General features: G+C 69.5%; 20 protein-coding genes. 11 read left to right on the top strand and 9 right to left on the bottom strand.

The window, feature by feature from the left end; genetic code table 11:
* Position 1 precedes the first annotated feature (1 nt).
* Positions 2-1,456: an AAA family ATPase gene (locus tag ACU5E9_RS17485; protein ID WP_456811162.1), complete on the top strand. Its 1,455-nt coding sequence runs from the start codon at positions 2-4 to the stop codon at positions 1,454-1,456.
* Here the strand turns inward: ACU5E9_RS17485 and ACU5E9_RS17490 are convergent.
* Together ACU5E9_RS17490 and ACU5E9_RS17495 are read right to left on the bottom strand one after the other, a co-directional pair.
* On the bottom strand, positions 1,453-3,105 hold the full coding sequence (locus tag ACU5E9_RS17490) for a DUF5671 domain-containing protein (RefSeq protein WP_456811163.1): 1,653 nt from the start codon (positions 3,103-3,105) through the stop codon (positions 1,453-1,455). The two genes, ACU5E9_RS17485 and ACU5E9_RS17490, sit on opposite strands and share 4 nt — an antisense overlap.
* A complete protein-coding gene (locus tag ACU5E9_RS17495; protein ID WP_456811164.1) occupies positions 3,102-3,581 on the bottom strand; it encodes a hypothetical protein in 480 nt (159 codons plus the stop codon). The genes ACU5E9_RS17490 and ACU5E9_RS17495 overlap by 4 nt, the downstream gene beginning before the upstream one ends.
* A gap of 60 nt (positions 3,582-3,641) precedes the next feature.
* Here ACU5E9_RS17495 and ACU5E9_RS17500 point away from each other — a divergent pair, with 60 nt between their 5' ends.
* A complete protein-coding gene (locus ACU5E9_RS17500) occupies positions 3,642-5,135 on the top strand; it encodes a sensor histidine kinase (protein WP_456811165.1) in 1,494 nt (497 codons plus the stop codon).
* 75 nt (positions 5,136-5,210) lie between these two features.
* Here ACU5E9_RS17500 and ACU5E9_RS17505 read toward each other — a convergent pair whose 3' ends face one another.
* Positions 5,211-5,459 (bottom strand): WhiB family transcriptional regulator, encoded by a 249-nt coding sequence (locus ACU5E9_RS17505; protein ID WP_035837005.1) that lies wholly within the window; start codon positions 5,457-5,459, stop codon positions 5,211-5,213.
* Positions 5,460-5,641: 182 nt separating this feature from the next.
* Between ACU5E9_RS17505 and ACU5E9_RS17510 the strand changes: the two genes are divergently transcribed.
* Complete coding sequence (locus tag ACU5E9_RS17510; RefSeq protein WP_456811166.1) at positions 5,642-6,079, top strand: hypothetical protein; 438 nt, start codon at positions 5,642-5,644, stop codon at positions 6,077-6,079.
* A 351-nt stretch (positions 6,080-6,430) separates the two neighbouring features.
* On the opposite strand, the gene bcp is transcribed toward ACU5E9_RS17510, so the two are convergent.
* The 3 genes from bcp to aroA are packed head-to-tail and all read right to left on the bottom strand — an operon-like array spanning position 6,431 to position 9,365.
* Positions 6,431-6,904 (bottom strand): thioredoxin-dependent thiol peroxidase, encoded by a 474-nt coding sequence (gene bcp / locus ACU5E9_RS17515; RefSeq protein WP_456811167.1) that lies wholly within the window; start codon positions 6,902-6,904, stop codon positions 6,431-6,433.
* Positions 6,905-6,921: 17 nt separating this feature from the next.
* A complete protein-coding gene (gene rsgA, locus ACU5E9_RS17520) occupies positions 6,922-7,986 on the bottom strand; it encodes a ribosome small subunit-dependent GTPase A (protein ID WP_456811168.1) in 1,065 nt (354 codons plus the stop codon).
* Positions 7,983-9,365, bottom strand: a complete 1,383-nt coding sequence (gene aroA / locus ACU5E9_RS17525; protein WP_456811169.1) for a 3-phosphoshikimate 1-carboxyvinyltransferase — start codon at positions 9,363-9,365, stop codon at positions 7,983-7,985. The genes rsgA and aroA overlap by 4 nt, the downstream gene beginning before the upstream one ends.
* 141 nt (positions 9,366-9,506) lie before the next feature.
* On the opposite strand from aroA, the gene ACU5E9_RS17530 reads away from it, so the two are divergent.
* Both ACU5E9_RS17530 and ACU5E9_RS17535 read left to right on the top strand, forming a co-directional pair.
* Entirely contained in the window at positions 9,507-10,121 is a 615-nt protein-coding gene (locus tag ACU5E9_RS17530; protein ID WP_456813569.1) for a sigma-70 family RNA polymerase sigma factor, read from the top strand.
* Positions 10,118-10,360 (top strand): zf-HC2 domain-containing protein, encoded by a 243-nt coding sequence (locus ACU5E9_RS17535; RefSeq protein WP_456811170.1) that lies wholly within the window; start codon positions 10,118-10,120, stop codon positions 10,358-10,360. The genes ACU5E9_RS17530 and ACU5E9_RS17535 overlap by 4 nt, the downstream gene beginning before the upstream one ends.
* 36 nt (positions 10,361-10,396) lie before the next feature.
* Here the strand turns inward: ACU5E9_RS17535 and ACU5E9_RS17540 are convergent, their stop codons facing one another.
* A complete protein-coding gene (locus ACU5E9_RS17540) occupies positions 10,397-10,726 on the bottom strand; it encodes a hypothetical protein (RefSeq protein ID WP_456811171.1) in 330 nt (109 codons plus the stop codon).
* Between the two features lie 256 nt (positions 10,727-10,982).
* Between ACU5E9_RS17540 and ACU5E9_RS17545 the strand changes: the two genes are divergently transcribed.
* The 3 genes from ACU5E9_RS17545 to ACU5E9_RS17555 all read left to right on the top strand — a co-directional run bounded on the left by ACU5E9_RS17545 (position 10,983) and on the right by ACU5E9_RS17555 (position 14,169).
* Positions 10,983-11,438, top strand: coding sequence for an Asp23/Gls24 family envelope stress response protein (locus tag ACU5E9_RS17545; RefSeq protein ID WP_456811172.1), 456 nt, complete (start codon positions 10,983-10,985; stop codon positions 11,436-11,438).
* Positions 11,439-11,543: 105 nt separating this feature from the next.
* A complete protein-coding gene (locus tag ACU5E9_RS17550; RefSeq protein ID WP_456811173.1) occupies positions 11,544-11,807 on the top strand; it encodes a GlsB/YeaQ/YmgE family stress response membrane protein in 264 nt (87 codons plus the stop codon).
* A 139-nt stretch (positions 11,808-11,946) separates the two neighbouring features.
* Positions 11,947-14,169, top strand: a complete 2,223-nt coding sequence (locus tag ACU5E9_RS17555; RefSeq protein ID WP_456813570.1) for an MMPL family transporter — start codon at positions 11,947-11,949, stop codon at positions 14,167-14,169.
* A 133-nt stretch (positions 14,170-14,302) separates the two neighbouring features.
* Here ACU5E9_RS17555 and ACU5E9_RS17560 read toward each other — a convergent pair whose 3' ends face one another.
* Complete coding sequence (locus ACU5E9_RS17560) at positions 14,303-18,130, bottom strand: multifunctional oxoglutarate decarboxylase/oxoglutarate dehydrogenase thiamine pyrophosphate-binding subunit/dihydrolipoyllysine-residue succinyltransferase subunit (protein ID WP_456811174.1); 3,828 nt, start codon at positions 18,128-18,130, stop codon at positions 14,303-14,305.
* A gap of 133 nt (positions 18,131-18,263) precedes the next feature.
* On the opposite strand from ACU5E9_RS17560, the gene guaB1 reads away from it, so the two are divergent.
* From guaB1 to ACU5E9_RS17575, 3 genes are all read left to right on the top strand, one after another.
* Positions 18,264-19,703, top strand: coding sequence for a GMP reductase (gene guaB1 / locus ACU5E9_RS17565; protein WP_456811175.1), 1,440 nt, complete (start codon positions 18,264-18,266; stop codon positions 19,701-19,703).
* Between the two features lie 128 nt (positions 19,704-19,831).
* Positions 19,832-21,202, top strand: a complete 1,371-nt coding sequence (locus ACU5E9_RS17570; protein ID WP_456813571.1) for a hemolysin family protein — start codon at positions 19,832-19,834, stop codon at positions 21,200-21,202.
* The gene (locus ACU5E9_RS17575) at positions 21,199-22,257 is read left to right on the top strand and encodes a hemolysin family protein (protein ID WP_456811176.1); all 1,059 of its coding nucleotides are present in this window, start codon (positions 21,199-21,201) and stop codon (positions 22,255-22,257) included. Before ACU5E9_RS17570 ends, ACU5E9_RS17575 begins: the two co-directional genes overlap by 4 nt.
* On the opposite strand, the gene ACU5E9_RS17580 is transcribed toward ACU5E9_RS17575, so the two are convergent.
* The gene (locus ACU5E9_RS17580) at positions 22,254-23,096 is read right to left on the bottom strand and encodes a Cof-type HAD-IIB family hydrolase (protein ID WP_456811177.1); all 843 of its coding nucleotides are present in this window, start codon (positions 23,094-23,096) and stop codon (positions 22,254-22,256) included. The genes ACU5E9_RS17575 and ACU5E9_RS17580 overlap by 4 nt on opposite strands.
* Positions 23,097-23,206 lie beyond the last annotated feature (110 nt).

A 23,206-nucleotide genomic window follows, 5' to 3' on the forward strand; every position in this document is an offset into this window, starting at 1 on the left:
GATGACCCTGCTCGCACTCGCCCTGGACCGGGACACCGAGGATCGGCTGCTCGCTGACATCGTCGAGCACGGCCATGTCATCGTCGCCCGCCCCGCCAACGTGCGGGAGCTGCTTGCCGCCATCGACCGGCACGCCCCCGAGGCGCTCATCGTCGGCGCCACCAGGGGCACCTTGACCGCGGAGCTGCTCGCGGCCAGCGATTCCAACGGCATCCGGGTCGTCGCCCTCGCCGCCACCGAACAGGAACGCCGGTACGTGGCCGAACTCGGGCTGCACGAGGTGGTCGCCGCCGACGCGGACTGGCCGGTCATCGAGGCGGTCCTGATGCTGGGCGGCGACCTGCCGTTGCGCATCGACCGGGAGCCGGACCCGCAGCCGGAACCCGACCACACCGACGAGGCGGGCGTCGCGCCTGGCTCGCAGCGCCGAGCCCGCGCCGCCAGGCGGGCGAACACGGGCGCCAGTGCCGAACCCGGCGCGGCACGCCAGAAGCGCTCCCGCCACCGCGCCGCGGCCGACCCGCCCGTGGATGCCCCGGCGGAGGTGGACGACGAGAGCGCCGGCCTCACCGGGGCCGGCACGGTCATCGCCGTGTGGGGCCCGGCCGGGGCGCCGGGCCGCACCACCCTGGCGATCAACATCGCGGCGGAGATCGCCGCGTCCGGGCACACCGTGGTCCTCGCCGACGTCGACACCTACAGCGGCTCCATCGCCCCTAGCCTGGGCCTGCTCGACGAGGCGCCCGGCTTCGCGGCGGCCTGCCGGCTGGCGGGATCCGACGCGCTCACCCGGAGCGAATTCGAACGGATCGCCCACCGCTACAACTCCCCGCGGGGAGCGTTCTGGGTGCTCACCGGGATCGGGCAGCCGTCGCGCTGGCCCGAACTGTCCGCCGAGCGGGTCGGCGGGGCTATCTCCTCGCTCCGCCGATGGGCGGACTACGTGGTCCTGGACCTTGGCTTCAGCCTGGAGAGCGACGAGGAGATCTCGAGCGACCTGTTCGCCCCGCGCCGGAATGCCGCGACCCTGGCCGCGTTGGGCTCCGCCGACCGGGTGGTGGCCTGCGGCCTGGCCGATCCCGTCGGCATGGCCCGGTTCCTGCGCGCCTGGGCGGACCTCACGGAGGTGATCACCACCAACCGGGTCCACGTCGTGATGAACCGGGTGCGCGCCAGCGCCGTCGGCCTCGGTGCCGCCGGCCAGGTGGAGAGCGCGTTGCGACGATTCGGCGGCATCGACGCCGCGGCGCTGGTGCCGCACGACCAGGCCGGACTCGACGCGGCGGTGCTGACCGGACGCACCCTGCGGGATGCCGCGCCGCGCTCACCCGCCAGGCTCGGCATCCAGGCGTTCGTGCGGGACGAACTACTGCCGGCTCCCGCTGGGGACCCGGTGCCCCGCTGGCGCCCGTGGAGCCGGACGGCCCGCTGGCGCGGCCCGGCATCCGCGACCTAACCGGTGACGACGGGAACGACGGTGACAGAGCCGGCGGGGTCGACCAGGAGCACCACGCGCTCGCCGGAGACGCCTGCGAGTGCCTCGACCACGGCGGTGGGGGAGGGCAGCGCCGTCGCCTCGTCGCTCCGCCGCCAGTAGCGCACCTGCGCGCCGGTGAGCTCCCGCAGGTGCGTCACAACGGGTTCCTCGCCTGGCCCCATGATCAGCACGAGCTCGGCGATGGCGGGCGCGGCCGAAACCGGAGCGGCGGGACCGCCCGCGGCAGGTGTGCCGGGGCTGGCCGCGCGGTCGCCGCGCCAGACGCTGAAGTGGTAACCGGCGACCAGACCGGTCGCCACGAGCAGGCCGAGCGGGGCGCGGACCCGGTCCAGCAGGCCGGCGTCCCCGCCGAGGACGGAGTCGAACACCCGGTAGCCGATGACGAGCAGGGTGATCAGGGCGACGACGGCGCTGATCCCGAACACCACGACCAGGTACACGCTGCGGCCGGTGGCGCGTCGCCGGTCGGGGTCGAGCGCCCGGGTCGGACGCCAGGCGGCCCACCACAGCGGCCCGCCCACCAGCACCGAACTGAGTCCGGCCAGCAACAGGGTGCGCGGGTCCGTCGCCGTCAGCGGTGTGGTCAGGGCGGCCAGGAGGGCGTTCACGATGACGCCGATCCCGGTCGCCGCCGCGATCAGCGCGATCCCGCTCGTGACCAGGGTGCCGGCATCCCGCACCGGCACGCTGCGACTGCGGACCACGCCCCGGTGGTACACCCAGACCAGGCTGCCGACCAGGGCGGCAGCGATCGCGACGCCGAGTGGATCGACCAGCACCGGCACCGGGTCGGTGCGGTCGGCGGCGAGCCGGAGGAGCACGAACAGGACGGTGCCCGCCCCGGCCAGGGTGAGCAGGCAGCCGCCGAGGATGCCGACACCGACCAGCGCCACCTGGGCGAGCGGCGTGGCCGCGGCCCGGCTGCCCTCGTGCTGCCAGTGCCACCACCAGACAACGGCGCCGCCGACCGCCCCGACCAGGGTGCGCACGGCGCCCAGCCACCACGGGTCGCCGGCGACGGCGTCACCCTGGCCGCCGATGGCGGTGTCGAGGAGGATGGTCAGGGTCATGACGGCCCCACTCGCGCCGAGCACCAGACCGAACGTTCCGCCGAGGACGGCGGCGGTGCCGGGGAGGCGAGAGGGCCGCCGAGCGGTGTGCACCAGGATGTGCCTGTGCCCGGCCCAGACCAACGCCCAGACCAGGCCGGTCACCGCGTCCGCGCCGAACCTCTCGCCCGTCACGGCACCGGCCACGGCAGTGAGCAGGGTGATGCTGGCGACGATCACGGACACCGTGAGCATGCCGACCAGGTACAGCGCCCAGGCCAGCGAGCGCTGTTCCACCGGGTCGGCCAGCCGGCGCCAGACGAACCAGCCCAGCAGTGCGGCCAGCGGACCGCCGATCAGGGTGAAGGTGAGCGAGATGGCGAGGCCGTCGGTGCCGGAGCCCGCGATGGTGGCGCCCGTCACCTGGTCGACCAGTCGGGTCAGCAGGGTGCTCAGGCCGTTCGCGACCAGCAGCACCAGCACGAACAGGATCGTGTAGACCACGACCCGCCGCACCACCGGGGCGGCGGATGCCCTGGCCGGTGCGGTGAGGCTCACTGGAGGTCCTTCCGGGTGTCGGGGCACACGGTCAGTTGCCACGGCGCCTGGTCGATGAGCCAGTCCCCGTCGACCCTGACCAGGTCGAAGACGTCCTCGGACTCGTACTCGTTCGGCCCGAACAGGCCACCCTCGTAGGAGGTGACGATGGAGACCCGGACGTCGGCACTCGTCTCCCGCTCGGTGGTGCCCAGCAGGGTGAGCCGGACATCCTCGGTGGCGGACGGGGAGGACCCGTCGCAGCCGGCCGTGGCCTCCTCGGTGAGGTAGCCGGCCGCGAGATCCTCATCGCCGTCGAGCACGGCCGTGGCGTAGCGCTGCACCACCCCGCCCGGCGTTCCGGCGTCCAGCGGTGCGGGCTCGCCGCGGGTGAAGACCACGATCAGCGCGACGAGCACGAGCACCCCGAGAGCGCCGAGGATGACGAGCAACGTCGGGTCGCGCTTGGGGACGAGGGCGGGATCGGCGGAGCTCATACGGCGAGCATGCCGCATCCGCGGTCGCGACGCCAGCAGCCGCGGCCGTAGGCTGGTCTCGTGTCGACGCTCAGTGATCTCGTACGTGCCCAGGGCCGCAACAACGCCGAAGACGTGGACTGGCTGCACATGCTGGTCGCGGACGGCCAGCTGCTGGCCGACCTCGCCTTCGCCGACATCGTCGTGTGGGTGCCCACCGTCGGGGGCAGCTTCGTCGCGGTCGCGCACGCCAGGCCGTCCAGCGCCGCGACCCTGTTCTACCGGGACTTCGTCGGCCAGGAGATCAAGGCGGAGTGGCGCAAGCAGGTCACCGAAGCCTTCGACACCGCCAAGATCATCGACACCACCGCACCGGACTGGTACGAGGAAACCCCGACCAGGGTGCGGGCGATCCCGGTTCGCCGCCGGATCAGCGCGAGCGGCGCGGAGATCACCCCCGAGCCCATCGCCGTGCTCACCCGGCACACCAACCTGAGCGAAACCCGCACCCCCGGCCGCCAGGAACTGACCTTCAACGATTGCGCGAACGACCTCTTCGCCATGATCGCCTCCGGCGATTTCCCCGACCTCGGCGCCCCGACCGGTCCACGCCGCGGCGCCCCCCGGGCATCCGACGGCCTGATCCGGCTCGACCTGGACGGAGTCACCACCTTCGCCAGCCCGAACGCGTTGTCAGCGTTCAACCGGATGGGCTTTGCCGACGAGCTCGAGGGCGAATCGCTCGCCGAGGTGACGACAAGCCTGCTCACGGGCAAGGCCGTCGTCGACGAATCCCTGCCCCTGGTCGTGACCGGCCGGGCGCCCTGGCGCACCGACATCGAAGCCCGCGGGGTGACGGTGTCACTGCGCGCGATCCCGATCCGCAACCGCGGCGAACGGATCGGCGCCATCGTGCTGTCCAGGGACGTGACGGAGCTGCGACACCAGGAGCGCGAGCTGATCACCAAGGACGCCACGATCCGGGAGATCCACCACCGGGTGAAGAACAACCTGCAGACGGTGGCCTCGCTGCTGCGGATCCAGGCCAGGCGCACCCACTCCGACACCGCCCGCGAGGCCCTCAACCAGGCCATGCGCCGGGTGGCGGCCATCGCCGTGGTGCACGACACCCTGTCATCCGGGCTGAGCCAGAACGTGGACTTCGACGCTGTCTTCGACCGGGTGCTGCTGCTGATCGCCGAGGTGGCGTCCGCGCACAACACCACGGCGCACCCGAAGTCCTCCGGCAGCTTCGGCATCCTGCCCAGCGCCTACGCGACCCCGCTGGCCCTGGCGCTCACCGAACTGGTCACCAATGCCGTCGAGCACGGGCTCGCCGGCCGGGAGGGCGAGGTGGCCATCGAGGCCGAGCGCAACGAGGAGACCCTCACCGTGCGTGTGCGCGACAACGGCTCGGGCATGCCGGAGGGCAAGGTCGGTTCCGGTCTCGGCACCCAAATCGTGCGCACCCTGATCCAGGGTGAGCTGAGCGGCACCATCGACTGGCACACCATGATGGACAGCGGCACAGAGGTGACCATCGAGATTCCGCTGCGCTTCATGGAATTCGACTGAGCCGTATTCGTCGCCGGACAGCGAAACGGGCGGGCAGCCGAAGCTGCCCGCCCGTTTCGGGCTGAACCAGGTGTTCTAGGAGGCGCGGCGGGCGCGGGCGGCGCGGCGCTTGAGCGCGCGGCGCTCGTCTTCGCTGAGTCCTCCCCAGACGCCCGAGTCCTGACCGGTCTCGAGGGCGTACTGGAGGCAAACCTCGGTCACATTGCAGCGGGCGCACACGGACTTGGCCTTTTCGATCTGGTCGACTGCGGGACCAGTGTTACCAACCGGGAAGAAAAGTTCCGGGTCAGCGGTGAGGCAGGCAGCTTTATCGCGCCAGTCCATAGGGGTGCTCCTTTATTGCGGGGGGATGCCTGGCCGATCGGCCGAAGATGCGGGAAGCCCAGGTTTCAGGAAGGTCGGATCTGCAGTGGAGATCCGCTCACTACCCTGTGAGCGTGAACCGGGCCTCAAATATCGTTGCATAATAGGGGTGTCAAATCAATAGTTTTGTATGGGATATCGCTGTGAGCCAATCGTTCGACCCCGGCCAGGACGGCCCGCTCGGGCCCCGGCGCGGACGACGATCCCGGGCTCACAACGTCCTCGTACTGCTCCTCGGCGCCGAGGCGGCCCTGCTCTGGGGCGTCGTCATCTGGCTGATCCTCGAACTGCTCACCGACCAGCCGACGTCGTTCGCGAGCGCCATCGCCATCCTGCTGATCGCGCTCATCGCGGCCGCCTGGGTGACCACCATCACGGTGGCCACCCTCCGCGGGCGGTCGTGGATCAGGGCGGCGGCGGTGACCTGGCAGCTTGTGCAGGTGTTCATCGCGATCGGCTGCTTCCAAGGCCTCTACGCCAGGCCCGACCTCGGCTGGGCCCTGCTCGTCCCCTCGGTGCTGGTCGTGGTGTTGCTCTTCACCCGCAGCGTGGTCGAGGCGACGAGCCGCCGCGAGCCGTAGCGAGAGCCCGAACCCGCGCGCTAGGGCCTCGCCCCGATCAGCCCGAGCAGTGAGCACAACTCCTGCAGAATGTGGCTTCCCTGGCCTACTGCCGCGTGATCTCGGCATCCGCTGCCGGTCGTCCTGTCGAATTGCAGGAGTTATGCACGCGGAGTGTGCTGCAGCGGCAGGGTGAGCGGCACCGCCGCATCCCCGGCGTCGCAGCCCGGTCGGAGCGCGCGGTGAGCATAACTCCTGCAGAATTTCTGCCGCTGGGCGTACTTCCGCATGATTCCGGGGTCAGCGGATGCTCACTCCGACGAATTGCAGGAGTTGCGCCAGTCGCAGTGACCGGAGCACCCGACCGCGTAGCTAGAGCCCGAGCTTCTTGCGCAGGCCGGCCACGTGCCCGGTGGCCTTCACGTTGTAGAGCGCGTGCGTGATGACGCCGGCCTCGTCGAGCACGAAGGTGGAGCGCAGCACCCCGGTGACGATCTTGCCGTAGAGGTTCTTCTCGCCCCAGGTGCCGTAGGCGCGGTGCACGGCGAGGTCTTCGTCGCTGAGCAGCGGGAAGGTGAGGTGGTCGTTCGCGGCGAACTCGGCCAGCTTCGCCGTGCCGTCCTTGGAGACGCCGAGCACCTGGTAGCCGGCCGCGGCGAGCGAGCCGAGGTTGTCGCGGAAGTCGCACGCCTGGGTGGTGCAGCCGGGCGTCATGGCCGCCGGGTAGAAGTACACCACGACCTTCCGGCCGCGGTAGGAGTCCAGGCTGACGTCGCGGCCGTCCTGGTCGGTGAGGGTGAACTGGGGGGCAGTGTCGCCGGCTGCGAGCCGGGGGGAATCCGTCATGGAAACTACGGTACCGCTCAGTTCTCGCCCGGACGATGTGCCGGTGCGGCCGCGAAGGTCTCCAGGAGGCGCTGGAGCGAGTCCAGGCGGGCTTTGCCGGTCTCACCCAGGGTTCCGGCCGCGACGGCCTCGTTGATGGCGCAGTCGGGCGAGGACGGCAGGTGGGTGCAGCCGCGCGGGCACTTCTCGGCGATGGTGGCCAGGTCGGTGAACGCGCGCAGGATGTTGTCGGTGTTGATGTGGCCAAGGCCGAACGAGCGCACCCCGGGGGTGTCGATCACCCAGCCGCGGCCGGCATCCGTCTCGAGCCGCAGCGAGATGGTCGACGAAGAGGTGTGCCGGCCGCGGCCGGTGACGGTGTTCACGACGCCGACGGCGCGGTGCGCGTCGGGCACGAGCGCGTTCACCAGGGTGGACTTGCCGACGCCGGAGTGGCCGACGAACACGGTGTCGTGCCCGATCAGCGCGGCGGAGATGGCCTCCAGTGGCATGGCGTCGTCGCGGCTCTGGAACACCGGCAGGTCGAGGCCGGCGAAGTTGTTCAGGAACTCGGCCGGGTCGGCGAGGTCGGTTTTGGTGATGCAGAGGATGGGGGAGACCCCGGCGTCGTAGGCCGCGACGAGGTAGCGGTCGACGAGCCGGATGCGCGGCTCGGGGTTGGCGGCGGCCACCACGATGAGCATCTGGTCGGCGTTGGCCACGATCACGCGCTCCACCGCATCGGTGTCGTCGGCGCTGCGCCGCAGCAGGGTCTCGCGGGCTACGATCCGCACGATGCGGGACAGGCTGCCCTCAGCCCCGGTGGTGTCGCCGACGATGTCGACGCGGTCGCCGGTGACGACGGCGTGCTTGCGCAGCTCGCTCGCCCTGGCGGCGGTGACCCGGCGTTCGGTGGGCTCGTTCTCGTCCAGCATCACCGTGTAGCGGCCCCGGTCGACCGAGAGGATGCGGCCGGTCAGGGCGTCGCCGTGCTCCGGGCGGGTCTTGGTGCGCGGTTTGGTGCCCTTGCGGCCCGGGCGGATGCGCACACTGGACTCGTCGTACTCCGGCTCGTCATCGTCCGGGGTCGACCACCAGGTCACTCTGTGCCCAGTCCGGCTGTGCCCAGTTCGGACGCGGCGACCAGGCCGTGCCAGAGCTCGGCGAACTGGGGGAGGGTCTTGGCGGTTGTGCCGATGTTCTCCACCTCGACGCCGGGAACGACGAGGCCGAGCAGGGCGCCGGTGGTGGCCATCCGGTGGTCGTCGTAGCTCTGCCAGGTGCCGCCGTGCAACTGCCGTGGCTCGATGGCCAGCCCGTCGGGGAGCTCGGTGACGTGGCCGCCGAGGTTGTTGATCTCGGTGGCGAGGGCGGCGAGCCGGTCGGTCTCGTGGTGCCGGATGTGGCCGATGCCGGTGATGGTGCTGGGCGAGTCCGCCAGCGCCGCCAGGCCCACCAGGGTGGGAGCCAGCTCCCCGCCGGTGGAGAGGTCAAGGTCGACGCCGGTGATGCGGCCGGTGCCGGTTACCGTGAGCCGGTCGCCGTCGATCGTGACGGTGGCGCCGAACAACGGCAGCAGCTCGGCGAGGTGGGCGCCCACCTGGGTGGTCGTGGCGGGCCAGCCGGTGATGGTCACCGTGCCACCGGCCACGAGCGCCGCGGCGAGGAACGGGGCGGCGTTGGAGAGGTCGGGTTCGATGTCCACCTCGGTGCCGCGGATCGGGCCCGGCTGGACGGACCACACGCCCACCTCCGGGCTGGTGACGGTCACGCCGCGCTGCGCCAGAGTGTGGATGGTCATCTCGATGTGCGGAAGGCTCGGCAGGCGCTCGCCGTCGTGGCGGAGAGCGAGGCCGGAGCTGAACCGGGCGGCGGCCAGGAGGAGCCCGGAAACGAACTGGCTGGACGAGGACGCGTCGATGGTGACCTCGCCGCCGTCGAGGCTGCCGGTGCCGTGCACGGTGAACGGCAGGGCGCCGCGGCCGTCGTCGTTGATGTCGGCGCCGAGGGCACGGAGCGAGCTGATAGTGGTGCCCATGGGCCGGCGGCGGGCGCCGGCGTCGCCGTCGAAGGTGGTGGGGCCCAGCGCCAGCGCGGCAACGGGGGGCAGGAACCGCATGACGGTGCCGGCCAGGCCGCAGTCGATGGTGGTGGAACCGAACAGTTCGCCCGGCGTGATGCGCAGGTCGGGGCCGTACTCGCCGGCGCCGTCCACGGCCTCGATCGTGGTGCCGAGCTGCCGGAGCGCGGCGACCATCAGGTCGCTGTCCCTTGAGTGCAGCGGGGCCCGCAGCAGGGAGGGCGAGTCGGCCAGGGCCGAGAGCACCAGTTCCCGGTTGGTCAGGGACTTTGAGCCGGGCAGCGACAGGGTCGCCGCCAGGGGCCGCGCCGCGACGGGCGCCGCCCAGAGGGCATCCGTCTCTTCCGGCGCACTGTCGCCGTAGGGATCGAACTCCGGCTTGGAATATCTCGAGATCAACATCGGTTATCAGAATAGTCGGGATCGTTCAACGGGGACCGACTTCGCAGGCAGTTCATCAGGAGGTCACGAGTGGCAGCATCCATGCTCATGGAGCGAACGCTCGCGGCGCCCGGCGCCGCGCACGGCTTAGAATTGCCCGTGATGACAACAGATACGACTGACATGCGGGACCTGTTCGAAGCACAGGCCATGCCGTTCATCGACCAGCTGTACGCAGCGGCGATGCGGATGACGCGCAACCCCTCCGACGCCCAGGACCTGGTTCAGGAAACCTTCGTCAAGGCCTTCGCGTCGTTCAAGCAGTTCGAGCAGGGCACCAACCTCAAGGCGTGGCTCTACCGGATCCTCACGAACACCTTCATCAACACCTATCGCAAGAAGCAGCGCGAGCCCTACCAGGGCACCATCGACGACCTCGAGGACTGGCAGCTGGGCGGTGCGGAATCCACGACGGCGACGTCGAGCCGCTCCGCGGAAGCCGAAGCCATCGATCACCTGCCGGACAGCGCCGTCAAGGACGCCCTCCAGTCGATCCCGGAGGACTTCCGCCTGGCGGTGTACTTCGCCGACGTCGAAGGCTTCTCCTACCAGGAGATCGCCGAAATCATGAAAACACCCATCGGCACGGTGATGAGCCGGCTGCACCGCGGCCGCCGGCTGTTGCGCGACCTGCTGGCGGGGTACGCGCTGGAGCGCGGACTCGGCACCGGCCAGGCCGCCACGACCAAGAAGAAATCCGGGAGTACAGGAAAATGACCGATTGCGGTTGCGAGAAGGCCAAGGCCGAGCTCGAAGAGTATCTGCACAACGAACTCCGCAAGGAGGACGCCATCGACATCCGTGAGCACCTCGAGCACTGCAACGACTGCAGCACCGAGCACATGGTGGGGCGAACCCTCACCGAGGTCGTGCAGCGCGCCTGCAAGGAGACCGCCCCCGAGGACCTGCGCGACCAGGTCCTGCTGCGGCTGCGCGCCATCCAGTCAGCGCACTAGCACCAGCACGAGAACCAGCGTCAGCCGGTCGGCGGCTCAGCCGATGCGGGCCACCGTGACCTCGATCCGGTTCACGGTCTGCTCGCGCGACGCGGCGAAGTACGCGTCGATGGTGTCGTACACCTGCCGGGACACCTCCGTGGCCGCTTCCACGTCTGAGATCCCGATCGAGACGGATGCCGTGACGCCGTCGTCGGTTTCGGTGACGGCGACGTAATCGGGCTGGGTCGGCTTCTGCGTAATCGCACCGACCACCTTGTGCACCACGGCGGTGAGCACGGGCACGGCCGGGTACAGTTCGTCGACGCCCGGGACCTGCTCGACGGCGGCGGCGAGTTCCTCGGTCTGCTTCGCGGTGGTGCTCATAATCGCCTCCAGGTGACGGAACGGTGGGACCCAGATCAGTGTAGATCCTGGCCCCCGAAAAATCTTTCCGACAATTTCCGTGACGAATCGGCTGGTCGTCCCGTCCTAACTGTGACGATGCCAATCCTGCCCGCCGTGAGCGGCTGGGAATCGGCCTTGAGAAATCGTCATTCTTCCCCACTTTCCTCCCCACCTTCGTCAGACGCCAGCCCCGAACGGGCGCTGAGGACCCAGACCGAACCAAGGAGACCCCCAGATGGTTAACATCCTTCCCGGCGAGCCCAGCTCGTCAACCGCCCTGCCGGCGAATGCCGGCGCGGTGAGCGACGCCGCCGCCCACCGGGTGGGCCAGGGCGCCACAACCATCAAGGACAGCGTCATCGGCAAGGTCGCCGGCCTGGCCGTGCGGGAGATCCCCGGCGTGCACGCCCTCGGCAGCACGCCGCTTCGGGCCATCGGCGCGATCGTGGAAACGATCAGCCGCGCCGAGGTCAACCCGGGGATCACCATCGAACTCGGTGACGACGGCGTCACCGTGCACATCGTGCTCGTCGCCGACTACCCGGTCCAGCTCACGGAGCTGGCCGACCGGGTGCGCACATCCGTCAGCCAGGCCATCGAGGGCCTGGTCGGGATGACCGTGACCGCCGTGAACGTGACCATCACAGACATTTACGTGGCCGAGGAGCCAGACGACAATGACGTCGACTGAGTTCCCGGCCGCGTAATCAAGCCCGGCTCCGTGGAGCCAGGTCGGACTGCCCAGCACGTCCGAATCACCAGCAGCACCCAACCACCAACAGAAATGAGACACTCCATGGGGTTCTTCGGATTCCTTCTTCTCGGCCTTCTCGCCGGCGCCATTGCCAAGCTGATCCTCCCGGGCAACCAGGGCGGCGGATGGTTCATCACGCTTCTCCTCGGCGTTGTCGGTGCACTCCTCGGTGGCTTCCTCGGCAGCCTCCTGTTCAACGCACCGCTGGAAGACTTCTTCTCCATCCAGACCTGGCTCCTGGCCATCGGCGGATCCATCATCGTTCTCCTCATCTACGGTCTCCTCGTGAACCGTCGTAAGGCGTAATTCCTCCCGGCTAACCCCAGGGAATGCAGGCGGCACACCGGACACAGTCCGGGTGCCGCCTTTTCGCGTTTGTCGGGCGGATGTTCCAACTTTCGGACGACGCCGTGGCCGCATCGGCGGGCCTAGTCTCGGGACTGTGATGAAGACAACTGCCCCACGACCGCACGCCGACCGGGGGCGCCAGACGCCCCGGCCGGGCTCGACCAGCCGGGTCCCGCTGTGGCTGCGGATCCTGATCCCGACGATTCTGATCCTGGTCTGGTTCGTGATGTTCGGTGCCGGCGGTGCCTCGTTCGGCCGGATCAGCGACGTGTCCACCAACGACCAGGTGCAGCAGTTACCGGCCAGCGCCGACGCGACCAGGGTGCAGGCATTGCAGGCCGAGTTCCGCGGCGACGACGTGCTCCCCGGCGTGCTGATCTACGAGCGTGCCGGCGGTCTGACCGACGCCGACCAGGCCGCCATCGCCGACCAGATCGCCGACCTCTCGGTGCTGGACGGCGTCGTCACCGACAGTGTGTCGCCGGCGATCTTCTCCGACGACGGCGAGGCAGCCGAGGCGATCCTCACCCTGGACAGCTCCATCAAACCGGCCGACACCGTCGAGTCCATCCGCGCCTACCTCGCCGACAACCCGATCGACGGGGTCGAGACCTATGTGACCGGCCCTGCCGGCCTGATCGCCGACCTCACCGGCGCGTTCGCGGGCATTGACGGCATCCTGCTGCTCACCGCCCTCGCCGCCGTGCTGGTGATACTGGTGATCGTGTACCGGTCGCCGCTGCTGCCCCTCATCGTTCTGTTCACCAGCCTGGCGGCGCTGTGCGCCTCCGTGCTCGTCGTCGTGGCGCTGGCCAGCGCCGACGTGCTGATCCTGACCAGCCAGACGCAGGGCATCCTGTTCATCCTCGTGATCGGCGCGGCGACCGACTATTCGCTGCTGTACGTGTCCCGGTTCCGGGAGGCCCTGCGGGACAACGCGAAGAAGTGGGACGCGACCCTGGTGGCGTTGCGTGGTTCGTTCGAGCCCATCCTCGCCGCCGGCGGCACCGTGATCGTGGGCCTGTTGTGCCTGCTGTTCAGCGACCTCAACTCCAACAAGGCCCTCGGACCCGTCGCCGCGATCGGCATCGGATTCGCGCTGCTCTCCGCGCTCACCCTGCTGCCGGCGCTGATGCTGTGGGCCGGCCGGGCCGCGTTCTGGCCGGTACGCCCCAAGCTCGGCTCGGCGCACCCCGGCCTGGACGGGGCGAACGCCAGGGGTGTGTGGCCGTGGCTGGCCAGGCTCATCGGCCGTCGCGCCCGGCTGATCTGGATCGCCAGCACCCTGCTGCTGGCCGTCGCCGCGATCGGCGCGTTCCAGTTCAAGGCGGATGGGGTCTCGCAGAGCGAGTTCGTGCTGGGCACCTCGGAGGCCAGGGACGGCCAGGCCGTGGTCGGCGAGCACTTCCCGGGCGGCTCCGGCACACCGGCCGTGGTGATCGGGCCGGAAGGCCAGCTGCAGGCGATGACCGACGTGCTGCTGGCCAACGACGGCGTCGACTCCGTGACCGTGCTCTCCGCCGACTCGGTCAGCGGATCCCTGCCGGTCACCGGCGACGGCGTGCAGGCGTTCGGCCCTCCCGGCACCACGGTCGGCGCCCCGACGGTCATCGACGGTGACGTGATGCTGCAGGCGACCCTGACGGACGTGGGCGACTCCGCCCCGGCCGAGGCGACGGTGCGGGAGCTCCGGGTCTCGCTCGAGGACGTGGCCGGCACCGTGCTCGTGGGCGGCACCACGGCCATCGCCGTGGACACCACCGACACCGCCATCCACGACCGCAACCTGATCATCCCGATCATCCTCGGCGTGATCCTGGTGATCCTGATGCTGCTGCTGCGCTCGATCCTCGCACCGGTGCTGCTCATCGCCACGGTGGTGCTGTCGTTCGCGGCCGCCCTGGGGGTGTCGTCGTGGGTGTTCGACGGGGTGCTGGGCTTCCCCGGCGCCGACCCGGTGGTCCCGTTGTACGGGTTCGTGTTCCTGGTCGCCCTCGGCATCGACTACAACATCTTCCTGATGACCCGGGTGCGGGAGGAATCCATCCGGTTCGGCACCCGGACCGGGATCCTGCGCGGCCTGGTCGCGACCGGCGGAGTGATCACCTCGGCCGGCCTGGTGCTCGCCGCGACCTTCGCCGCCCTCGGGGTCCTGCCGATCCTGTTCCTGGCCCAGCTGGCGTTCATCGTGGCGTTCGGCGTGCTGCTGGACACCTTCATCGTGCGGTCCCTGCTGGTCCCGGCCCTGGCCCACGACATCGGCCCCAAAATCTGGTGGCCGAGCAAGCTCGCCACCGCCGAACCCAGCGAGCGCCCCTGACCGAACCATGACTGGCCCGCTTTTGCTAGTCGGAGAGCCTCCCGCACTAGCAAAAGTGGGCCAGTCAAGGTGGGGGAGACAACGAAAGAAGGGCCGCACCCCGAGGGGTGCGGCCCTTCTTCGTGCGTGGAACCTAGAGGGTGAGCGCGTTCTTGATCAGGTCGGCCTGCTCGGCGGCGTGCCGCTTCGCGGAGCCGGCGGCGGGCGACGCGGATGCGGCGCGCGAGAACAGGCGGATCGGCGGGGTGCCGAGCTTGTTCGTCTGCAGGTAGAAGAACGGCCAGGCGCCCTGGTTCTCCGGCTCGTCCTGCACCCAGGCCAGTTCGGCGTTCGGGTACTGCTCGACGAGCTGCTTCAGCTCGGCGCCGGGCAGCGGGTAGAACTGCTCCATCCGCACGAGGGCGATCTCCGGGTTGGGGTTCTTCTCCAGGTCGGCCAGCAGGTCGTAGTACAGCTTGCCGGCCATGAACAGCACCCGCTTGACGGCGGCCTTGTCCTGGATGCGCGCGTCATCGATCACCGGTTCGAACTTGCCGGTGGTGAAGTCGGCGACGGGGCTGGTGGCCCCGCGCAGGCGCAGCATCGACTTCGGGGTGAAGACGATCAGCGGACGGCGCGGACGCATGTACGCCTGGCGGCGCAACAGGTGGAAGTACGACGCAGGCGTCGACGGCCGGGCAACGGTCATGTTGTTCTCGGCGCACATCTGCAGGTAACGCTCGATCCGGGCCGACGAGTGGTCGGGGCCCTGGCCCTCGTAGCCGTGCGGCAGCAGCAGCACAACGGATGACCGCTGGCCCCACTTCTGCTCGGCCGAGGAGATGAACTCGTCGATGATGGTCTGGGCGCCGTTGGCGAAGTCGCCGAACTGGGCCTCCCAGAGCACGAGGGCGTCGGCGCGTTCCACCGAGTAGCCGTACTCGAAGCCCATTGCCGCGTACTCGCTGAGCAGGGTGTCGTAGATCCAGAACCGGGCCTGGTTCTCGCTCAGGTTCGCCAGCGGCAACCATTCCTGGCCGTTCATCCGGTCGTGCAGCACCGCGTGGCGCTGCACGAACGTGCCACGGCGGGCGTCCTGGCCGGCGAAGCGGACCGGGGTGCCCTCGAGCAGCACCGAGCCGAGCGCCAGCAGTTCGCCGAAGCTCCAGTCGATGTTGCCGTTGCGGCTCATGTCCAGGCGCTTCTGCAGCAGCTGCTGCAGCTTGTTGTGCACGGTGAAGCCGGCCGGCTTGTTGTTGAAGGTGTCGCCGATCAGGTGCACGACGCTCTCCGGCACGCCCGTGGTGACGGGCTCGCCGATCGCGTCGTCCTGGGGGCCGCTGCCGGCCAGGCCGCGCTGGGCCGCCGCAACCTCGTCGGTGATGATCGGGATCGAGGAGGTCTGGGCCGCGTGGGTCTCCAGGAACGCGCGCTCCAGCCGGTCCTGGAAGTCGGCGTGCGCCGCCTCGAACTCGGCCTGGGTGATGTCACCACGTCCGACCAGGGCCTCCGTGTAGAGCTTCCGCACGCTGCGCTTGGCCTCGATGAGGTTGTACATCAGCGGCTGGGTCATCGAGGGGTCGTCGCCCTCGTTGTGGCCGCGTCGGCGGTAGCAGACCAGGTCGATGACCACGTCGCGCTTGAATTCCTGGCGGTACGCGAACGCCAGCTCGGCGACCCGCACGACGGCCTCGGGGTCGTCGCCGTTCACGTGGAAGATCGGCGCCTGGATGGTCTTGGCGACGTCGGTGGAGTACACCGAAGTGCGGCCCTCGCCGGGAGGCGTGGTGAAGCCGACCTGGTTGTTGACGACGATGTGGATGGTGCCGCCGGTGCGGTAGCCGCGCAGCTGCGACATCTGCAGCGTCTCGAGCACCACGCCCTGGCCGGCCATGGCCGCGTCACCGTGCACGAGCACGGGCAGGGTGGAGAAGGTGCCGATGGGCTTGCGGTCCTGCTTGGCACGCACGATGCCCTCGAGCACACCGTCGACGGCCTCGAGGTGGGACGGGTTGGCGGCCAAGTACACGGCCACCTCCTCGCCGTTCTCGCCGCGGAAGGTGCCCTCGGTGCCGAGGTGGTACTTCACGTCACCGGAGCCCTGCACGCTGCGGGGGTCCTGGGTGCCCTCGAACTCACGGAAGATCTGGCCGTAGGTCTTGCCGGCGATGTTGGTGAGCACGTTCAACCGGCCGCGGTGGGCCATGCCGATCGCGACCTCGTCGAGGCCGGCATCCGCCGAACCCTGCAGGATCTGGTCGAGCAGGGCGATGGTGGATTCGCCGCCCTCGAGGCTGAACCGCTTCTGGCCGACGTACTTGGTCTGCAGGAACGTCTCGAACGCCTCGGCCTCGTTGAGCTTGCCGAGGATGCGCATCTGCTCGTCGTGGGTGGGCTTGACGTACGTCTTCTCCATCTTCTCCTGCACCCACTTGCGCTGGGCCGGATCCTGGATGTGCATGTACTCGATGCCCGTTGTGCGGCAGTAGGAGTCGCGGAGTACGCCAAGGATGTCGCGCAGCAGCATCGTGCGCCGAGTGCCGAAACCGCCGGTGATGAACTCGCGGTCCAGGTCCCAGAAGGTGAGGCCGTGGCTGGCGATGTCGAGGTCGGGGTGGGTGCGCTGCTTGTACTCGAGCGGGTCGATGTCGGCCATCAGGTGGCCGCGCACGCGGTAGGCGTTGATCAGTTCCTGCACCCGGGCGGTCTTGTCGACGGCGCTGGCGAGGTCGACGCTGATGTCCGGGGCCCAGTGGATCGGGTCGTACGGGATCCGCATCGCCGCGAAGATGTCCTCGTAGAAGTTGTGCTGGCCGATGAGCAGCTCGTGCACGATCTTGAGGAACTCACCCGACCCGGCGCCCTGGATGACGCGGTGGTCGTAGGTGCTGGTGAGGGTGATGGTCTTGGAGATGGCGAGGCTGGTGAGCGTCTTGACGCTCGCGCCCATGAACTCGGCCGGGTAGTCCAGCGCGCCGGCGCCGATGATGCAGCCCTGGCCCTTCATCAGCCGGGGCACGGAGTGCACGGTGCCGATGCCGCCGGGGTTGGTGAGCGACACCGTCGCGCCGGAGAAGTCGTCCGCGGTGAGCTTGCCCTTGCGGGCCCGGCCGACGAGGTCTTCGTAGGAGGAGAGGTATTCGCCGAAGGTCATGGTGTCGGCGCGCTTGATGGCCGGGACCATCAGCGACCGGGTGCCGTCGGGCTTGGGCAGGTCGATCGCGATGCCCAGGCCCACGTGGGCGGGAGCGATGACGGAGGGCTTGCCGTCCAGTTCGTCGTAGAAGACATTCTGGCTGGGGAACATCTTGAGCGCGCGGATCAACGCCCAGCCGATCAGGTGGGTGAAGGACACCTTGCCGCCACGGGCCCGCTTCATGTGGTTGTTGATCACGATGCGGTTGTCGATGAGCAGCTTCGCCGGGATGGTGCGCACGCTCGTCGCGGTGGGCACGGTGAGGCTGGTGGCCATGTTCGCGGCCAGGCTCTTCGCCATGCCGCGAAGCGGTGTGGCGACATCCTGCGGCGGGGTGGGGGCCACATCAGTGACCACCGGCTGCGGGCTGGTGATGGGAGCGTCGGCCGGGACCGGCTCCGGCTTCGGCGCGATCGAGGTGGTGCGCGCGGTGCGCGGACCACCGATCACGGGGATCGGCGCGGTGACCGGGTGCGCCTCAGCGGTCGGAGTCGCGGGGGCCTCGGCCAGCGGGGGAACCTCGGCCGCGGCCGGAGCGGCGGCGGAGGCGGTGCCCTCAGAGGCGGGCTCGGCAGCGGGCTCTGCGGCCGGGGCTGGCGCCTCGCCGGCGGACTTCTCAGCCGTCGCCGTCTGGTGGTAACTGTCCAGAATCGGCCACCAGGACTGGTCCACCGAATTCTTGTCGATGAGGTAACGTTCGTAAAATTCGTCTACGAGCCACTCGTTGGCTCCGAATTCAGCAGCGGCCGTCTCTTCGGACCCGCCGCCGGTCAACTGGTTCGACACAGCTGATCGCCCACTCTCTTCGTTGATTCTGATTGTCCATGGCGATCACAACCGCCGGGTCAGTGTGTTGATATCAAGACTAATCCCATCGAGGTGCTGCACCGGTACGGCTTGTGGGGACTAGCGTTAAAACATGCAGTTCTATGGAGCGGTACCAGCCCACGATTTGACCTACTCCGACGTCTTCCTGGTGCCCAGCCAATCGGCTGTCAACAGCCGACTCGACGTCTCCCTCGCCCCCGGCGACGGCACCGCCGCCACCATCCCCATCGTGTCCGCGAACATGAATTCGGTGACCGGTCCCCGGCTCGCGGCCTCCCTCGCCCGGCGCGGCGGCCTCGGTGTGCTGCCGCAGGACATGCACCTGCAGGACCTCGACGCGGCCATCCGCTGGGTGAAGGCGCAGCCCGTGCAGTTCGACACCCCGTTCGTGTTCGCGCCGGACGCCACCGTGGCCGACGCCCTGCGGCAGGTGCCGCCGGTGGAGGGCCAGGGCCTGGTCATCCACGACGGGTCGGAGACCTACCTGGGCTGCATCGACGCCGCCCGGCTGGCGAGTGCGCTGCCGGATGCGCGCCTCGGCGACCTCCTGCACGGCCCGCTGGCCTCCCTGGACGCCGAAGACATCGACAGCCCCCGCGGCGCGTTCGACGTGATGACCGCCGCCGACCTCGACTTCGCGCCCGTGTTGCGGCGCGGCAAGCTCGTCGGCACGCTCAGCCGTAAGAGCGCGCTGCGCTCCACCCTGTACCAGAGCGCCGTGGATGCGTCCGGCCGGCTGCTCGTCGCGGCAGCGGTGGGCATCAACGGTGACGTCGCCGCCAAGGCCCGCGCCCTGGCCGCCGCCGGCGTCGATGTGCTCGTGCTCGACACCGCGCACGGGCACCAGGCCGGCATGATCCGGGCCCTGCGCACAGTGGCGGAACTGAAGCTCGGCATCCCCATCGTCGCCGGCAACGTCGTCACCGCCGACGCCGTCGAGCACCTCGTCGGCGCCGGCGCGAACATCATCAAGGTCGGCGTCGGCCCGGGCGCCATGTGCACCACCCGCATGATGACCGCCGTCGGTCGCCCGCAGTTCTCCGCCGTCCTCGAGACCGCAGAGGCCGCCGGCAAGCTCGGCGCGCACGTTTGGGCGGATGGCGGGGTGCGCTACCCGCGCGACGTGGCCCTGGCGCTCGCCGCCGGCGCCGCCTCGGTGATGATCGGGTCCTGGTTCGCGGGCACCATCGAGGCGCCGGGCACGCTGGACACCGACCCGACCGGCGCGCTCTACAAGGAGAGCTGGGGAATGGCGTCGACCAAGGCCGTGCGGGAGCGCTTCGACCGGCTCGACGCGTACGAGCTCGCCCGCAAGACCCTCTTCGCCGAGGGCATCTCCAGCTCGAAGATCTACCTCGACCCGCTGCGGCCCTCGCTCGAGGACCTGCTCGACATGATCACCTCCGGGGTGCGCAGTTCGTTCACCTACGCGGGGGCGGCCAGTGTCGCCGAATTCCACGACAAGGCGAAGGTCGGCATCCAGTCGGCCGCAGGCTACGAAGAGGGCAAGGCACTGGTGGTTTCCTGGTAACCGGGAGCGGAAACCCCCAGGCGCTGCCGGTATAGTTGACCCTCTAATGGACGACCCCCCTGCGCATTCGCCCGAACACAAACCCTCGCCCGTGACCTGCGGCGGTGCTGCCCGTGTATGAGTGGATCATGCTCGGCTTCGGCCTCATCCTGACCCTCGGCACGGGCTTGTTCGTGGCCAGCGAATTCGCGTTGGTCAACCTCGACCGTTCCGACCTCGAGGCCCGTCGCGACCGCGGCGAGACCCGCTTGGCGATGACCATCGCCGCGTTGAAGATCACCTCGACGCACCTCTCCAGCGCCCAGCTGGGCATCACCCTCACCACCCTTCTCACCGGGTACGCGCTCGAACCGGCCATCAGCACGCTCCTGTCCGGCCCGCTCGCCCTGATCGGGCTGCCCGCCGCCGCGGTCCCGGTCGTCGGCTCCGCCGTCGCCATCGTCCTGGCCACCCTGATCTCGATGATCATCGGCGAGCTGGTGCCCAAGAACTTCGCCCTCGCCCTGCCGATCCAGACCGCGAAGCTCGTCATCCCGTTCCAGACCGTGTTCACCACCGTGTTCAAGCCCGCCGTGACCGTGCTGAACGGCAGCGCCAACGGACTGCTGCGCGCCGTCGGCATCGAGCCCAAGGAGGAGATCTCCGGCGCCCGCACCGCGGAGGAGCTATCCTCGCTCGTGCGCCGCTCCGCCAGCGCCGGCCTGCTCGAGGCCGACACGGCGACACTGCTGCACCGCACCCTGCTCTTTTCCGGCCACACCGCCTCCGACGTGATGACGCCGCGGCCCCGGCTCGCGTCCATCCAGCGGAACGCCAGTGCCCAGGCCGTCATCGACCTCACCCGGCAGACCGGTTACTCCCGCTTCCCCGTCATCGACGAGAGCGCCGACGACGTCGTCGGGCTGGTGCACGTCAAGCAGGCCGTTGCCGTGCCCCGGTTCCGCCGGGCTGATGTGCCGGTGTCGGCCCTGCAGTCCGAGGCGCTCCGCGTGCCGGAGACCATGAAACTCGACGGGTTGCTCGGCGAGCTGCGCGGGCGAGGCTTCCAGATGGCCGTCGTGGTCGACGAATACGGCGGAACCGCCGGCGTGGTCACCCTCGAAGACCTGGTGGAGGAACTCGTCGGCGAGGTCGCAGACGAGCACGACCGCACCCGGGCTGGCATCGTGCGCTCGCCGGGCTCCCTCACCTTCCCCGGCATGCTGCGGCCCGACGAGCTCGACGAGCGCGCCGGACTGTCGGTGCCGGACGACGGCCCGTATGAAACCGTGGCCGGCTTCGTGATGAGCGAGCTCGGCCGCCTGCCCGTCGTCGGGGACACCGTGCGCATCTCCTCCGGAGAACTTCGGGTGGAACGGCTCGACGGCCGGCGCATCGACCGGCTGCGCTACACCCCAGACCCCGCCGCACCCGCGCCGGGGGCCACCGGCGCCGTGCGCACCATCCAGAAGGCAGACGTGAAGCAACCCACAGCCCAGAAGGGGGTGAGCGGCCGATGAGCGACTGGGCCGGGCTCGGCTGGCTGGTCGTGCTCCTGATCGGCAACGCCTTCTTCGTCGCCGCGGAGTTCGCCGTGATCTCGGCGCGCCGCTCCCAGATCGAACCCCTCGCGGAGGCCGGCAAGCGCAGCGCCAAAACCGCGCTCTGGGCGATGGAACACGCCACCCTGATGCTGGCGACCTCGCAGCTGGGCATCACCGTGTGCTCGCTGCTGATCCTGAACGTGTCGGAACCGGCGATCCACCACCTGCTCGAGATCCCGCTGAACCTGACCGGGCTGCCGGAAGAGGCGATCGGCACGATCGCTTTCGTGATCGCGCTGTTCATCGTGTCCTACCTGCACGTCGTGTTCGGCGAGATGGTGCCCAAGAACCTCTCGTTCTCGATCCCCGACCAGGCCGTGCTGATCCTCGCGCCGCCGCTGGTGTTCTTCGGCCGGTTGGTCAAGCCGGTCATCATCGCGCTGAACTCCACCGCCAACGGCGTGCTGCGCCTGTTCGGCGTCGAGCCCAAACACGAGGCCACGAGCACGTACACGCTCGACGAGGTGGCCACCATCGTCACCCAGTCCACCAAGGAGGGCGTGCTCAGCGACGACTCCGGTGCGCTGTCCGCCGCGTTCGAGTTCACCACCCGGAAGGCCAAGGACATCGCGGTGCCGCTGGACCAGCTGGTCAGCCTGCCCGAATCCGCCACGCCCGCCGACGTGGAGAAGGCCGTCACCCGGCACGGGTTCTCCCGCTTCGTGCTGGACGGCCCCACCGGCGAACCGGTCGGCTACATCCACCTCAAGGACGTGCTCGGCCTCAACGTCGACCCGGTCGAAACCGGCCGCAACGGCTACACCGACCCCATCCCCGCAAAGCTGATCCGCCAGCTGGTGTCGATCTTCGAGGACACCGACCTCGAGGACGCCCTGGCGACCATGCGCCGTTCCGGAGCCCACCTGGCCCGCACCTTCACCGCCACCGGTGACGCCACCGGGGTGCTCTTCCTCGAGGACATCATCGAGGAGCTCGTCGGCGAAGTGCAGGACGCCACCCGCCGGCTCTAGGCCGGGACGGGCGCGAGCTCAGGGAGGGCATCGAGGATGCTCGTGATCACGCCCTCATCGGTGTTCGACGGTGCCTGGTGCCTGGCCCGCTCGCGGATGCTCTGGTGGGCGTTCGCGACGGCGTAGGAGTGCCCGGCGGCGTCGAGCAGCTCGGCGTCGTTGAGGTAGTCGCCGAACGCCATCGTCTGCTCCCGGCTGATGCCGAGGTGCTCCTGCAGGTGGATGAGCGCCTTGCCCTTGTTCGCGCCGGGGCGCATGATGTCGACCCAGTTCTCGCCCGAGATCACGACGTCGGCGGTCAGGCCGAGCGCGAGGACCGCGGGCCCGGTGCGGGTCTCCGCCTGCCCGAGGTCGAAGATCGCGAGCTTGAGCACGTCGTCGTCCGCCGCGGCCGCGACGACGTCGTCGACGATCTCCAGGGCGGCGTAATACGGGCGCACCTTCGACACGAAGCCGTCGTCGGCGCGTTCGATGTAGGCGCTCCGGGCGCCGCACACCACAATGCCCAGATCCGCCCCGGCGGCCGCCGTGGTCCTGACCCAGTCCACGACGGGGGAGATGATCGACGGCACGACGGTTTCCAGGGCGATGCTGACCCCGTCCTTGACGATGTTGGTGCCGTTCTCGGCGATGTAGACCAAGCCGTCCCGGTGGCCGAAGACGGCCTCAAGGGTCTGGTACTGCCGTCCGCTGGCCGGCACGAACACGATTCCGGCCGCCAGCAGGTTGTCCAGCACCGGCCAGAACCGCTCGGGCACACGCCCGTCGGCGTCGAGCAGGGTGCCGTCCATGTCGGAGGCGATGAGGCGGATGTCGGCGGGTTTCGGCGGGTGGGTCATCTTCTCAGGGTAACCGCAGCGACCCCGGCGATGCCCGTGCGGGCGGGCGGCACCCCCTCGCTGGCCGGTGTCGCGCGGCGTACCCTGTTCGGCAGGAAAGGAAATGAGGT

Source organism: Cryobacterium sp. AP23 (assembly GCF_054075385.1).